At 38.4% G+C, this 15,251-nt stretch carries 13 protein-coding genes and 1 tRNA gene; 7 read left to right on the top strand and 7 right to left on the bottom strand.

Annotated elements, in window-relative coordinates; genetic code table 11:
- The coding region (locus tag Aru01_RS07045; protein ID WP_042111233.1) for an MFS transporter at positions 1–417 on the bottom strand (417 nt) is incomplete at its 3' end.
- Positions 418–892: 475 nt separating this feature from the next.
- On the opposite strand from Aru01_RS07045, the gene Aru01_RS07040 reads away from it, so the two are divergent.
- Positions 893–1,390, top strand: coding sequence for a MarR family winged helix-turn-helix transcriptional regulator (locus Aru01_RS07040; RefSeq protein WP_016655645.1), 498 nt, complete (start codon positions 893–895; stop codon positions 1,388–1,390).
- 205 nt (positions 1,391–1,595) lie between these two features.
- Positions 1,596–3,233, top strand: coding sequence for a cyclohexanecarboxylate-CoA ligase (locus tag Aru01_RS07035; RefSeq protein ID WP_016655646.1), 1,638 nt, complete (start codon positions 1,596–1,598; stop codon positions 3,231–3,233).
- Between the two features lie 75 nt (positions 3,234–3,308).
- Here the strand turns inward: Aru01_RS07035 and Aru01_RS07030 are convergent, their stop codons facing one another.
- From Aru01_RS07030 to aptA, 3 genes are all read right to left on the bottom strand, one after another.
- Positions 3,309–4,712 (bottom strand): amino acid permease, encoded by a 1,404-nt coding sequence (locus Aru01_RS07030; protein WP_016655647.1) that lies wholly within the window; start codon positions 4,710–4,712, stop codon positions 3,309–3,311.
- A 157-nt stretch (positions 4,713–4,869) separates the two neighbouring features.
- On the bottom strand, positions 4,870–6,366 hold the full coding sequence (locus tag Aru01_RS07025) for a CoA-acylating methylmalonate-semialdehyde dehydrogenase (protein WP_016655648.1): 1,497 nt from the start codon (positions 6,364–6,366) through the stop codon (positions 4,870–4,872).
- 62 nt (positions 6,367–6,428) lie between these two features.
- Positions 6,429–7,760 carry an omega-aminotransferase AptA gene (gene aptA / locus Aru01_RS07020; protein WP_016655649.1) on the bottom strand — a complete coding sequence of 444 codons (1,332 nt, stop codon included), beginning with the start codon at positions 7,758–7,760 and terminating at the stop codon, positions 6,429–6,431.
- Positions 7,761–7,867: 107 nt separating this feature from the next.
- On the opposite strand from aptA, the gene Aru01_RS07015 reads away from it, so the two are divergent.
- The 3 genes from Aru01_RS07015 (at position 7,868) to Aru01_RS07005 (ending at position 10,625) form a co-directional block, all read left to right on the top strand.
- On the top strand, positions 7,868–8,773 hold the full coding sequence (locus Aru01_RS07015; RefSeq protein ID WP_016655650.1) for a LysR family transcriptional regulator: 906 nt from the start codon (positions 7,868–7,870) through the stop codon (positions 8,771–8,773).
- Positions 8,774–8,835: 62 nt separating this feature from the next.
- Positions 8,836–9,279: an IrmA family protein gene (locus Aru01_RS07010; RefSeq protein WP_016655651.1), complete on the top strand. Its 444-nt coding sequence runs from the start codon at positions 8,836–8,838 to the stop codon at positions 9,277–9,279.
- Between the two features lie 164 nt (positions 9,280–9,443).
- Entirely contained in the window at positions 9,444–10,625 is a 1,182-nt protein-coding gene (locus Aru01_RS07005; RefSeq protein WP_016655652.1) for a hypothetical protein, read from the top strand.
- Positions 10,626–10,999: 374 nt separating this feature from the next.
- Here the strand turns inward: Aru01_RS07005 and Aru01_RS07000 are convergent, their stop codons facing one another.
- Genes Aru01_RS07000 through Aru01_RS06990 form a run of 3 tightly spaced genes read right to left on the bottom strand, consistent with a single transcriptional unit; the run spans position 11,000 to position 13,691 of the window.
- On the bottom strand, positions 11,000–12,427 hold the full coding sequence (locus Aru01_RS07000) for an ABC transporter ATP-binding protein (protein ID WP_016655653.1): 1,428 nt from the start codon (positions 12,425–12,427) through the stop codon (positions 11,000–11,002).
- Positions 12,415–13,077 (bottom strand): energy-coupling factor transporter transmembrane component T family protein, encoded by a 663-nt coding sequence (locus tag Aru01_RS06995; RefSeq protein WP_016655654.1) that lies wholly within the window; start codon positions 13,075–13,077, stop codon positions 12,415–12,417. Before Aru01_RS06995 ends, Aru01_RS07000 begins: the two co-directional genes overlap by 13 nt.
- Before the next feature lie 2 nt (positions 13,078–13,079).
- A complete protein-coding gene (locus Aru01_RS06990) occupies positions 13,080–13,691 on the bottom strand; it encodes an MptD family putative ECF transporter S component (protein ID WP_016655655.1) in 612 nt (203 codons plus the stop codon).
- Positions 13,692–13,936: 245 nt separating this feature from the next.
- Here Aru01_RS06990 and Aru01_RS06985 point away from each other — a divergent pair.
- Both Aru01_RS06985 and Aru01_RS06980 read left to right on the top strand, forming a co-directional pair.
- Positions 13,937–14,013 (top strand) — tRNA-Met (locus Aru01_RS06985).
- A gap of 207 nt (positions 14,014–14,220) precedes the next feature.
- On the top strand, positions 14,221–15,153 hold the full coding sequence (locus Aru01_RS06980; RefSeq protein ID WP_016655656.1) for an LpxL/LpxP family acyltransferase: 933 nt from the start codon (positions 14,221–14,223) through the stop codon (positions 15,151–15,153).
- The last annotated feature ends 98 nt before the right edge of the window (positions 15,154–15,251 follow it).

Below are 15,251 nucleotides of genomic sequence, written 5' to 3'. Positions count from 1 at the left end.
AGGAGAAAACTCAGTCATTTGGGCAATAATATTAGGTAATACACCACCAATCCCTAGACCTGCAATAAAACGTAAAATACTAAACGTCACTGGATCATGACTAAAACCAGCAAGGGCGGTAAATAAACTAAAGATAAATACGCAGATGACAATGGTTTTAACACGGCCTATTTTTTCAGATAATATCCCACCGCTAATCGCACCAAACATCATACCAAACATCGCGGAGCTGGCCATAAACCCAGCTGTTGCAGCAGTAACCCCCATATCGGACATAATTGATGGTAGGGCAGCACCGGCAATCGCAATGTCGTAACCATCTATGACGATAATAAGAAAACACCAAAATAAAACCTTGTAGTGAAATAGGCTAAGCGGTGCACTATCAATATTTTGTTGTACATCTATGTACTGCATAAAATAGTCCTTTAAACATGTCATGTTATTTACATAAGCTTGTTTGAAATTATTTTGCTTCCTTATTCCTTAAAGAAGCTGTTTATCTTGTGTTCTGTTTAAAATAACACCTCATAAAACTAGATTGGATTCATTTTATAGTCAATATGTTGATATAAATAAATATTGGTTTTTTATTAATTTATTGAAAAATATAGAAATATATATTCATACTATAACCTTGTGTTGATGCATACAGCCTTTGTCGCTATATCTTCAACGAAATCCATATTACATATTTTAGTGGTTAAGATTATTTTTGAGATCCATAAGATATATCAATGTGTTGACTTAATTTTAAATATCGAGCTGAGTTCAATATTGTCGTGATATTGGTGAATTGGGGATTTGGCACGAATTTTATTGTTTTAATCCGCTGCAATTGTGCCGTAATCAGTTATGCTGATTAAAATTTAATGCAAGAGTATTTATAAAAATGACATCCAAACGGATCACTGAAGTCGATCAGTCTTTATATGCTGTGCATAATCGTTTGTTCTTTAGATTGTTTCAGGCTGGAATTATTCTTGATCGTCAAAGTAGTAAGGAAATGGGGGTTTCTACAGCACATTGGTCGGTATTGGGCGCCTTATCTCGTGAAGTGGTGAAGCAGGGTATGTCATTTTCTGATTTAACTCATTATTTGGGTTTTAGTCGACAAAATTTGGATGGAATATTAAAGCGCTTAGAACGAGAAGAATACGTCATGCGTAATTCAGATCAACAAGATCGCCGCATTAAGATTGTACAATTGACTGAAAAAGGTTGGACTTATTGGATTAGCCTACAAGAAAAGACCTATGAGTTTTACCGTCAGGCTTTGGCGGGTTTGTCTCTCGATGATAAAGTCGCTTTTTTGCATTTAATCAATAAAATTAATCAAAATATGCATACCGTAACATTACAACAGTTACAGCAGAATGAGTCGAACTAACGGTTTCTAAAATTCGTTTCATCGCATCTGCTGAGCTCGTAACAGGTACAACACTACTTAAGTAATTAAGTAGCTTGACTTCGTTAGGGGGCTACTTCATGTTGATATAAGTCATAAACTGTAAGTAACACTCTATTTTTGATTGAAAAAACTAGGTGTGCTTCAAGGAATAACTTATAGCTAAATAACAACAAGGAGTAAGCAAATGGAATTTGATGCAGTATTGTTGCCACCACGTCGTGAGAGAATGCTACAACATGGTTATTGGTTAAATAAAACCATTTTACAATTTTTAGATGAGGCGGTGAGATGCAATCCTGATAAACAAGCCTTGGTGAGTTATAAAGCAGAAACGCAAACAGAACAAAGTTTTAGTTACCAAGATATTTTAACCCTCTCTAATAAAATGGCTTTAGGCTTAAAACAACTTGGGGTAAAAAAGAATGATGTCGTATCGTGCCAGTTACCCAACTGGTGGGAATTTAGCTTGTTATATATTGCGTGTCGACGTATTGGTGCTGTATTTAATCCCTTGATGCCGATTTTTCGTGAACGTGAATTGAGTTTTATGCTGCAGCATTGTGAAAGTAAAGTATTTATTGTTGCCAAGCAATTTAAAAAATTTGATCACGAACAACTGGCATATAAATTAAAAGATAGCCTTGAACATTTAGAGCATGTCGTCGTTATTGATGGCCAAGGCTCAAATAGTTTTGCTGCGTTGTTGTTGGACCATCATTTAGATCAAGATCCTGCTCAGTTGGCGACATTACAACAATCTGTAATTGGTCCAGATGATGTTGCTCAAATAATTTTCACTTCAGGTACAACAGGTGAACCTAAAGGGGTAATGCATACCGCAAATACTCTATTTGCCAACCTAGTACCCTATGCACAGCGCTTGCATTTAAATGACCAAGTCGTTGAATTAATGTCTACACCATTGGCCCATCAAACAGGTTTTCTCTATGGTGTGGTGATGCCGATTTATTTAAATGCCAAGGTTGTATTACAAGATATATGGGATGCAGATAAAGCGATCGAGCTCATTGAAAAGCATCAGGTCACCTATACTAAAGCTTCAACCCCTTTTTTAAATGACTTAGCCGAAGCTGCATTATTAAGACCTCCAGCTGCAGTGCAATCATTAAAAACTTTTGTGTGTGTAGGAGCACCTATACCGCCAGCCTTAGTTAAAAAAGCTCGGCAGAATTTACAAGCAAATATTATTTCAGCATGGGGAATGTCTGAAACAGGTGGAGTTGCAACGACTTTACCCGAAGATCAAGAAGAACGGGCATTTAATACCGATGGTGTCGCTTTACCTGGCGTTGAAATCAAAATTATAGATGCACAAGGGCAGCTCAAGGGGGTAAATCAGCCTGGAAGATTAGTTGTTCGTGCGTGTTCTAATTTTGGTGGGTATTTAAAACGGCCCCATCTAAATGACACAGATTTTGATGACTGGTTTGACAGTGGCGATATCGCTTACCAAGATGAACAGGGTTATATTCGAATTTGTGGGCGTAATAAGGATGTGATTATTCGTGGTGGAGAAAATATTCCAGTGATGGAAATAGAGTCCTTACTTTATCAACACCCTGATATTGCCTTGGTGGCTTTGGTGGCTTATCCAGATGAACGCTTAGGAGAGCGTGCTTGTGCTGTGGTTAAACTAAAACAGCCTGATCGTAGTTTAAGTTTAAAAGAGCTGACCGACTTTTTGAAAAACCATCAATTGGCCATGCAGTATTTACCTGAGCGTTTAGAGATTATGCATGAGTTTCCAATGACCGCTTCAGGAAAAATCCAGAAGTTTAAGTTAAGAGAGTTATTTGCTTAAGTTTTAACGTGTATTCAATTTAAATACTAAAAACGCCTCTTGATGAGAGATCAAGAGGCGTTTTATTCGGTGATTTTAAACAGTGGGATGCACATCCTGTGCAGCAGCAGCTTTGGCTTTATTTTTACGTGTCGCAATGACACTAAAGAGCACAACGATTAAGCTTACGCTTAAGGACATTAGTGTTTCATAGCGATAATCAGGAGAAAAGAACATATAACCTAATACCGCGATAATGGTGATAATAACTAACCAAGTGATCCATGGAAATAACCACATTTTATATGGGATATCGATATTCTGTGCCTCACAACGTTTACGCAAACGTAATTGGGAAATCGCAATAACGAGATAGACCAGCAGTGCAATTGCACCAGTAGTTGAAAGCAAGAAGGTCAGTACTTGGCCTGGAAAAAAGTAGTTGGCTAAACAACCTAAAATACCCACTGCACAAGACAATAATACCGCTACACGTGGTACATTATTGGGAGTGAGTTTAGTTACAAATGCTGGCGCATTGTTACGTGCCCCGAGCGAAAACAACATACGTGATGCTGTATATAAAGCTGCATTCATACAGCTTGCAACAGCCACAAATACCACACTGTCCATAATCAATTTAGTGCCAGGTACATTTAATGTCATTAATACATATTGGAAAGTACCATATTCTTTAAATCCAGCTGAACGCCAGTCTACCAATGCAACGGCAAGAAAAATGGAGACTACAAAGAACAAAATAATACGGTAGATCACGAGATTCGTTGCACGGCGAATTTTTTCAGCAGGATTTGCTGATTCAGCGGCAGCTATCGATAAAATTTCTACACCAAAAAATGAGAATGCTGTGATAAGAATCCCGCCCATAATGCCACCAAAACCATAGGGCATAAAGCCGCCATTTTGATAGAGGTTTGCAATACCACTGACATCAGCGAGTGGCCAAAAACCAAAGACTGCAGTGCCACAGATGATAATAAATAATAAGATGGCGACAACTTTTATGGTTGAAAACCAAAATTCAAAAACGCCGAAGTTTTTTACTTCAAATAAATTGGCTAAGCTTAAAATCAATACGAAGAGTAAAGCATAACTCCATGTAGGAAGAACGGGAAACCATGCATGTAAAATTTCAGCACCAGCAATGGCCTCTACAGGGATAACTAATACCCAGAACCACCAGTATAACCAGCCAATTGTACAGCCGGCCCAATCGCCGATTGCTTTACTGGCATAGGTGGAAAATGAACCTGTATCGGGTTGCATGACAGCCATTTCACCAAGCATGCGCATGACGAAAAACACCACGATACTGGTGATTAAATAGGAGAGAATGACCGCTGGGCCTGCTTTAGCAATCGCTGCTGAGGACCCAATAAAGAGTCCTGCACCAATTACACCACCGATACTGATCATCACAATTTGCTTGTTTGTTAATCCTTCAACAAGCTTTGGTTGGAAATTATTAGGTTGAGCCATTTTGATTCCTTCAAATGATTTCTTATAGTTAAATTAGGTTACTTGTAAATATGCTCTCCTGAACATGTCGGTTTGCAAGATATTCAATGCTGCGACATAAAATATTCAGTCTATAAAAAGTAATAAGGGGAAATACGTTGTATTACCCCTTAAGTCATTAGTTCAGTGTTGGCATTGCAAACTGCGTTTTCTCTCGGACATCGGCTGCAGGCCAACGTTGAGTAATGGTTTTCCGGCGCGTATAAAAGCGTGCTCCATCTGGCCCATAGGCACTTAGGTCACCAAAGAGCGATCGTTTCCAGCCCCCAAAACTGTGATAGGAAACAGGTACAGGCAGTGGAATATTAATACCAACCATGCCTACTTGTATATGTGTACTAAAGTAGCGCGCTGCTTCACCATCACGTGTATAAATACAGGTACCATTTCCATATTCATGTTCATTAATCAGTTGCATCGCTGCTTGCATACTCTCAACACGAATAATCTGTAATACGGGGCCAAATATTTCTTGTTGATAGCTGCTCATATCCGCACGTACAGCATCGATTAATGTTGGTCCGACAAAGAAACCCTGTTCATAGCCTTTGACTTTGGCATGACGACCATCGACGACAATTTTGGCACCTTGTTGTTCTGCACTATCAATATGGGCAACAACTTTAGCCTGATGTGCTGAACTAATCAGCGGGCCAAAGTCATTATTTTGATCTGAGTACGCACCATATTTCAGTTTTTGCATTTCAGTACTGATTTTTGCAATCAATTGATCGGCAACATCATCACCTATTGCGACGGCAACAGAAAGTGCCATACAGCGCTCACCTGAAGAGCCGAAAGCAGCGCCAAGTAAAGAGTTGACTACATTGTCAAGATCAGCATCGGGCATAACAATGGCATGGTTTTTTGCACCACCAAGCGCCTGACAACGTTTACCATTTGCAGTCGCCGTGGCATAAATGTATTCGGCTATGGGAGTAGAACCTACAAAACTTACAGCTTGGATGCGAGGATCATGCAGTAAAGTATCTACAGCCTCTTTATCGCCATTGATCAGCGCAAAAACACCATCAGGTAAACCAGCCTGTTTAAGTAACTCAGCGATGAATAATGTCGAGGAGGGATCACGCTCAGAAGGCTTTAATATAAAACAGTTACCACAGACCAATGCCATGGGAAACATCCAAAGTGGTACCATGACGGGGAAGTTAAAAGGGGTAATGCCAGCAACAACACCGAGCGCTTGAAACTCACTCCATGAGTCAATGTCGGGGCCAACATTTTTACTGAATTCACCTTTTAAGAATTCGGTTGCAGCACAGGCATATTCAACATTTTCAATACCACGTTGTAACTCACCCATCGCGTCATGAGCAATTTTACCGTGTTCTTGTCCAATCAATTGACAAATCTTTTCACTATTTTCCTCAAGCAGTTGTTTAAAACGGAACATAATCCGTACCCGTTTAATCAGCGGGGTATCGCGCCAACTTGGAAAAGCTTCACTGGCAATCTTTATTGCTTGTTCCACTGTTGCTGCGCTGGCTAATGCGACATGTCCAGTTTCTGCACCCGTTGAGGGGTTATAGACGGCTTGAGTTCGAGCCGATTGAGTATCAATCTGACCATTAATAAAATGACCAATAATATTCATGAGTTTTCCTTAACCTTTTAATTACGTGAGTTTTTCTAATGTAAATTTAAGCTGTTCAGTCCTTAGTCAATTTTTTGCAAATGTTCTGCTACGGCATTAAAAACACGATCTAGATCTGCTTGTTGGCTATTGAACATTGGGCCAAACTGCAAGGTATCACCACCAAAACGAACATAAAAACCGTCTTTCCATAGACGCATTCCTAATTCAAATGGACGAATTGAAGCATCACCATTACGGGCTTGAATCTGTACAGCACCAATCAGACCACAGTTTCGAATATCAACGACATGTGGGTTTGATCTAAGTTGATGCAAGCTGTTTTCAAAACCTGCACTGAGCTGCGCTGCTTGTTCAATCACAGCATTTTTTTCAATGACATCGAGTGTTGCTAGCGCTGCTGCACATGCGACGGGATGGGCTGAGTAGGTGTAACCATGGGTGAATTCAACTGCGTGTTCAGGTAGATCCTGATGCATAAATGTATCGTAAATTGTACTGCTCACCACGACACCACCCAAAGGAATCGCACCGTTGGTAATTTGTTTAGCAAAGCACAAAAGGTCAGGGGTAACACCAAAATATTCTGCACCCGATTTACTGCCTAAACGGCCAAAACCAGTAATAACCTCATCAAAGATCAATAAAATATTGTGTTGATCACAAATTTCACGCAAGCGATTTAAATAACTTTTTGGTGGAACCAGCGCCCCAGCAGAGCCTGAAACAGGTTCAACAATGAGTGCTGCAATATTTGAAGCATCATGTAATTCAATCAGCTTTAACATTTCATCAGCTAATGCAATTCCGCCTTCTTCAGCCATACCGCGAGTAAATGCTTTGTCAGCTTGTAAGGTATGCGGAATATGATCGGCATCAAGCAGCTGTCCAAACATTTTACGATTACCACCGATTCCGCCAACGCTACTACCGCCGATATTTACGCCGTGATAACCACGCGCACGGCCAATAATCTTGGTTTTACTTGCAGCTCCTTGAATGCGCCAATAGGCTTTGGCCATTTTGATTGCGGTATCTGCTGATTCTGAACCTGAATCTGTAAAGAAAACGTGATTAAGGGAGCCTGGCATCCATTCACTAATACGTTCAGCTAATTTAAATGACAAAGGATGGCCAAATTGGAAGGCAGGTGAGTAGTCAAGTGTAGCGAGTTGTTGACTTGCAGCTTGGGTAATTTCAGGAACACAATGCCCTAAACCACAGGTCCAAAGCCCTGAAAGAGAATCATAGATTTCGCGTCCATGTTGATCTTTTAAATAAGCACCGTTGGCAGAAACAATAATACGAGGGTCTTGTTGAAAGTTACGATTGGCCGAAAAAGGTAGCCAGTGTGCACGATAATTTAATGAGTTGATATCCGTTTTGATCGACATGTTAGCACTCCATTGTGTGATCTTTTTATTGATAGTACTCATATTTTTATGTTAGATATATTCAAACTAATATATCTTTAGATTTAAAAAACTATACCTAAACCAATATGATTAAACTTAACCAAGTATCTGATTTTGATATAAAACTTCTTAAAATATTTAAAACTGTATGTGACAGTGGTAACTTTACGGCAGCTGAAAGTGTTTTAGGAATTAGTCGCTCTGCCATTAGTTTACATATGAGTGATTTAGAAGGGCGCTTGGGCATGCGTTTGTGTCAACGAGGTAGAGCAGGCTTTGCTATTACGCCTGAAGGCAAAGAAATTTTAAAGAATGTCGAAGTATTATTGGCAGCACTTGAAGATTTTAGGATTCAAGCCAATCAAATTCAAAAGCAATTAAAAGGTGAGTTTAGTATTGGTATTATTAATAATTTAGTTACGATGCCCAGTTCATTTATTACGCAGAGTTTAGCTGAATTAAGTGCTGAAAGTCGTGATATTCGCATTAACATCAGTATGAGTACTTTGTCAGATATTGAATGTAAGATTATGGATGGTCGTTTACATGTAGGCGCGGTGCCACTAATGACTCCCTTATCTGGTTTGGATTATTTTGATTTATACGAAGAAAATAACTACTTATATTGTGGGCACAATCACCCGTTATTTCAGCAGATTGAGTTGATCCAAACAGCAGAGTTATTGCAATACCATACGGTCATGCCGAGTTATAGTATTCCAAATGAAGCACAACAGTTACATCAAAAAATGCGAACGACAGCGAGTGCAAGTGACCGTGAAGGGATTGCATTCCTAATTTTAACAGGCCAGTTTCTAGGTTTTTTACCTGACCATTATGCGAAAAAGTGGGTGCTTGAAGGGCATATGAAAGCGATTTTGCCTGAACAATTTCACTATAGTACACGCATTTGTATGGTGACTAAAAAGGGCGTTAAACCGAATATGATTTTGGCTTTGTTTTTTGACAAACTTAAGAAAATTAAAGCTTAAAGTTTAGATCAAAATATAAGTACACTATGGCGTAATTGAACACACTCGAGAGGGATATTTTGATGAAGAAAGCTTGGATGTTTTTAGCTTTAACTACAATGGTTGCAGGAAATAGTTATGCAGCAGGACTTGATACCACAGTCTATGTGAGAAATACCCATGCCAGTTATGTCAATGGAGGGATGTGCTCATTGGCATTTGACGTGACTGCAAATGACAGCATAGAGAATCTGGAAAATATTGAATTTACTGTGACCATGCAAGATAAGGCTGGCAAAATCATTGCTCGCGATGTTGTGACAGCAGATGAGTTTAATTTTGTTGGAGGTAAAAGCTACGGGGGATTCTTTATCGAGGGTGAGGAAGCGTGTAATGCCTTTGGTGAAACTCTGCTGATTAGTAAAGCGATAGTAAATTACAACGATGGTCGTAAATCTGAAGATATTGTTAAGAGTAAGAAGTTGAAATTTGATGATTTTAAAGCCATGAAAATAGTCATTAAATAAACAATCAAGCCCTAATCTTGATTAGGGCTTGTTTTTATCTAGTAGGTAAATTGTAAAGTTACTTGCATTGAATACGTGGTGTAAAGGTAAGGTTCATAATTAATGCATTGATTGGAGAGGATTTTGTATTCAACGAATATATCCTTTTATCAGGGACGTATATTATGAAACAACTAGGGATATTTATTTCAACCGCGGGTTTAACTTTAAGTACATTGAGCAATGCCGATGGTTTGGTATGGGGAGATCGTCAAGCTACAACAGGTCAGTTTGCTGTTTCAGGGGCGATCCGTACACGCTTTCAGAGTAAAGATTTTGCTGATGCTGCAACTGAGGGAAAAAATAATGATTGGAGACTGGCTGATTTAAGACTGATACTTGATTATGAAAACCCGAAGTGGTTAGCACAATCAGATATCCGTTGTTATGAATACGATAGTTTATGTGATGCAGTATTTTTACACAGTGCTTGGGTGGGATATAAGCTGGACCCTGAGCAGACAATGAGTGTTGGTTTACAGGCAGTTGATTTTGGTTTAGGGCGATTTTGGGGAAGTAGTTATTATGAAACCTTATTTAATACGCTTGGCTATGAAGATGTACATAATCTGGGTGTAAAGTATCAACTCAAACATGATGATTATCAACTGACACTGGGCTTTTATCCTACCGATGGAGGAAGCTTTAAAGGCACCTCTAAAGATGCAAGCCGTTATACAGGTAACTTTATTGAGGCCGATGATCTTGAACATGGGACCCATATCAAAGAAAAAAATATGTGGGTTGCACGGGCAGCGAAAACATTGACTTGGGATACTGAGCAGCAGGCCAGTACACAGCTTGGCGCTTCAATGTGGTATTCCGAACTTGATAATAAAAAAACTGACTCGACTGGGCATAAAACTAACTGGAATATTTTTAGCACCACGAATTATCAAAATTGGCAGATGATGTTGCTTGCAGGGCAACAGAAGATCAATAACAAAGATCAGCTCATGCCTGATAGTTCAACATTAGGTGCCTTTGATTATGCTTATAACATTGCTAATGATGGTAAATATGCGATGGCTGAATTGAATTATTCAGTTAAGGATGAATTTAAGGGTATAACAGGGATCAAGCCTTATATTTCTTATAGTCAGTTCTTTAAAGATCAAACTGGGTATAAAGACTCCAATCGGATCATTTCTGGTGTGTCAATGAAATATAAGAAAGTTGGTGTACAGCTTGAATACATTTTATCGCGCAATGATGCCATGATTGGTGGTACGGCTAAATCTCTGGCTGAAGGAGATAATAACAAGTGGAATAAACTGCTGTACTTGGCCGTGGGTTATTATTTTTGAGCAAGCATTTAAGTCAGCAATACTAAGCTCATGAGCAATGTGATGATCGTGAAAAGCCATCAAAGCAAAGGAGAGTGATGAGTGCGTTTGTTTTAAAAGGCAATCCAAGTATCTTAGCTGGTTCAGCAGTACACATCACAATTGCTAATAGTCCCCCGCAGTGATTTTCAAGCTTTTCACGCAGAAGTATTATATTTTGCGTGAAAAGATTAGCTTATTCGATGTTATCTGTATGCGATTTAAAACGTACTTGATTTATTGTTTTATAAGTCAGAGATATTTCTAAGCATCTATGCAAGGGTTCAGGTCGTTTAAAAAAAGGCTTACAGGAAGTTTATATCCTGAAGCCTTTTTTATATTGAGAAATGTGTTATTTAGGCGACTAAAAAATCCAAAATAAGTTGTTCGTTGTCTTTGACCGTAATGAGTTCAGAATGAGTATCTTGTAACAAAATCGCTCGGTGACAGGTTTTTAAAATAAACTCATAATCATGACTAATAATAAAAATAGTTGAACTTTGCGTTTTGTGTTGCAGTACTTCAGCCACACTTAACATACGTGCATAATCTAGACCAGAAGTAGGTTCATCTAGGATCAAGAAAGGGACTTGTTGAATACAGGCGACAGCCACACACACCCGTTGTTTTTCTCCACCTGAACGCATTTGTGGAAGTTTGGTGCGCATTTCCCATAAGTCTAATTGTTGTAGGAGCTTTTTGGCTAAATGCAATTGCTCAGGCTGAGTCTGTCCAGCCAGTAACTCTTGTTCAATGGTATCAAAAAATAGCTGAGAGTCAGCATCTTGCATAACATAGTAACTATTGGCCAAACGTTGTTTTGGATTTTGACCTGTACAGACTTGTCCCGCTTTGATTTTATTTAAACCACAGAGTTGCCGTGCAAAGGTGGTTTTACCAATTCCATTTTTACCTAAAATAGCAATAATTTCACCTTTGAACATCGGTAGATTTAGGTTGTGAAGTAAAACTTTTTTAGGATGTTGAATACTTAAATTTTGACATAATTCAAGTTGAGTATTTTGGGGGTTATATTCTGCTTCAGCAATTAACTGCTGATAATGTAGAGGGCGTAATGCATATTCATGAGGATCGAAGTGAGTTAATTGATCAGCATGAATGATTTTGGATATTTGACCATTTTGCATAATCACCAAACGATCGAGAATATCTTTGAGAAAAAACAAACGATGTTCTGAGATAATAATGGTTTTACCCATTTGTTTTAGCTGTTTTAAAATTTCGCCAAGTTCATAGGATGACTTTAAATCGAGATTGGCACTCGGTTCATCCAGTAAAATAATTGGACTATCATGGACTAGCGTAGAGGCAATAGCGACTTTCTGTTTCTCACCTGATGATAAGGTGTGTACTTCTGCAGACATTAAATGCTCTATATTTAACAACTGACATGCATGACGTACACGTTGCCGGAGTATGTTTGCTTCAATACCGAAGTTTTCACCGATGAGTGCAATTTCATCCTCAACAATAGTTGAAAAAAACTGTGATTTGGGATTTTGAAAAACGTTGGCAATCCATTTGCCCAATTCGCCAGCCGCCATATGATCTATGGGTTTACCTTGAATAAGTATTTGGCCAGTAAGTTCACCTTGATAATATTTAGGCGTAAGACCATTAATAATCTTCGTTAAGGTGGTTTTACCGCAGCCAGAACTCCCTGTAAGTACGACGAGTTCACCTGCTGCAACCTTGAGGTTAATATCCTTTAATACTAATTCCTGACCTTCATAACGAAAATTAATATTGTTTAATTCCAGCATAAAGCACCCAATAAAATTGAAAGAAATGCCAGCAGTACAAGCACATCTTGAACTTTAAAACTGACCTCGTGGTAACAGCTACGTTGCCCCTGATACTCAATACCTTTGGTTGTTACAGATTCGGCAATATCACTTGCTGTATTTAAGGCTTTATGGATGAGTGGAATGGTTAAATAGCGAAATGAATTATAAGGATGTAACCAACCCACTTTAAATTTTCTGATTTTCATACTGTCTCGAATATTGGTCATCGATTCAGTAAAGTCAGGAAAATAACGAAGTGCAATTGCAAGAGGAATGATTACTTTGATTGGAATGCGTAGTTTTAATAAAGCAGCAACTAAATGGCCGGTCGAATAACTGCGCATAAGGTCTACCAATATCAAAATAATGGTAAATCGATATAAGAAGAAGCTCAGCATACCGAAGAATTTAAAGGCGACTGATGATTCAGAGTAGATCAGTAACATATGTAATGCATAAGTTACTGCACCATAAATAATATACTTATAGAGTCCAGGTCTTTTCTGCCATAAAGCAATTAAAATTACTAAAAACAGAGCGGCAAAATAAAATGCTGTTGGTAAACTTGCCAGTGCAATGCTTGCCATCAACATCAAGATAAAAACAGTACGAGGATCTAATTTCATATTTATATTTGATCCAATACGCTCGTTTTATTATTTTCAGTAAAAAATTTCTGATAGAGCATTACCCCTAAAATGCCACCAGCACAGGCAAATAGAGAAGTAAAAATCAAGATCTTAGAAACAAAGGCAGTATTGGTGTATTTGGCTACATGCGCAATTGCATCTGCTTCAGTAAAAATTTCTGGAAACTGACTCATCAAACCTGATTGGCCTAAGATCCAAACAAAAAAGCCAGGGTGTAGACTGTAAATACCGCCATAAACGGTATAGGCAATTACAATGCGTAAATTAGAATGATAGCCATTTCCAGCCAAAATAAGCTCACCAATAAGTGTTGCTGGAATAATGACAAAGCTCATTTGCCATAGGCCCATGAGACTAAATAAGATAGAAAATACGACTCCAAAAAGAAAGAAGCAACCCGGTTTGGCGACCTTCTTGAGTACAACAACAAAGATAATACCCGCCAATAGTAGGGATGGGCCGACATGTGCATAAATACCAATATCACCCAATAATGGGGTCACAAAGGTTGCAACCAGAGAGTTACAGATAAAGGCTAGGGTAGACAGTACACCAATAATTGAGAGGTCTTTAATATTTAAGTTTTTCACAATATCTCGGCTAAAATTAAATGTAAATGAGAATATACTTCATTCGCATAATGCTCTCAATGCACCGAATTGTGCCTAGGCTCAATATGTCTGAAACACGATATCAATGTCTGATTTTCTGATGATTTATATGTGAAAATTAGTGATTCATTCTATAGATTTCATTGTTTTGTAGGATTTCTAGCCAGTTAATGCATTAAACATTGCATTTATCTCGAATAGCACGTATAAAGTCACTTCGTTGATGCGGGATGGAGCAGTCTGGTAGCTCGTCGGGCTCATAACCCGAAGGTCGTTGGTTCAAATCCAGCTCCCGCTACCAACGAAAAAAATTAAAGTTTTTAATGTCCGATTTTGATCTCAAAAGCCGGGCTTTTTTTTGTGCCGAAATTCGTCATTTGTTGATTGTATTTTAAATTATCAAAGTAAATGTGAATAAAGTCTGTTGACTAAAAAACAAATAAATACATAAATCTATATAACTTATTGAGGGAATACACTACTATCTAATTTTAAGAAATTATACCTTATGGATAAGCCTAGCCCGAGTGACCCCAGTAGCTTTCAATGGTCTTTTTTACGACCACAGTATTGGGGAATTTGGTTAATCACTTTCTTTCTTTTTATCCTTGCAATTTTGCCTTGGAGTGTACAAAGGAAAATTTCAACAGTACTTGTTGGCCCGGCATGGAAATATTTAAAAAGCCGACGTAAAACCACAATTAGAAATATTGAAACTTGCTTTCCTGATAAAAGTCCTGCTGAAGTGGAACAGGCAGGAAAGGAAATCTTTTTAAATGCCTTACTTGGTCTTTGCGAAGCCCTTAATGCTTGGTATAGCCCGAAATGGTTTAAAGATCGAGTTGATATCACTGGACTTGAGCATATCGAAAACATCAAGGGAAGAGGGATTCTATTTCTAAGTTTTCACTCTACATTGCTAGATGCTGGTGGATATATATGTAGTTTATTCTTTGAGTTGGATGTCGTTTATCGTCCAAACAATAATCCACTGTTAAATATGCTGATCTGTCGTAGCCGAAGTCGTGTCTATAAAAATCAAATTTCAAAAAACGATATGCGGTCTTTAATACGTCATTTAAAAAATGGTCGAGCAGTATGGTATAGCCCAGATCAAGATTTTGGATTAAAGCAGGGGGTCATGGCTCCATTTTTTGGGATACATGCTGCCACGTTAACTGCTCATCGAAGAATTATACAAATTTCAAATGCAGCCGCTATTCCATTATTTTTTTATCGTACTGGGGATCTTAAAAACCCTCGATATCAGATTTGCATTGAGCCAGAACTCGAGAATTTTCCAAGTAGTGATGAGGTCTTTGATGCGACTCGTGTCAATCATATTATTGAAACTCAAATTCGTATCGCACCAACGCAGTATATGTGGTTTCATCGAAGATTTAAGACGAGACCTGCTGGTTTTGAGAAAATCTATGATTAGTCAAAGCCTCATCATTGAAATAATTGGATCACCTTAGGGTGATTTTTTATGGGAGATAGATGCTGGGTAAAAGTACTGAAAACATTGAGTGATCATTG

This window comes from Acinetobacter rudis (assembly GCF_000829675.1).
Classification (GTDB): Bacteria; Pseudomonadota; Gammaproteobacteria; order Pseudomonadales; family Moraxellaceae; genus Acinetobacter; species Acinetobacter rudis.
The sequence above is the reverse complement of the archived record's forward strand: the minus strand, read 5'-3'. Positions and strand labels throughout refer to the sequence as shown.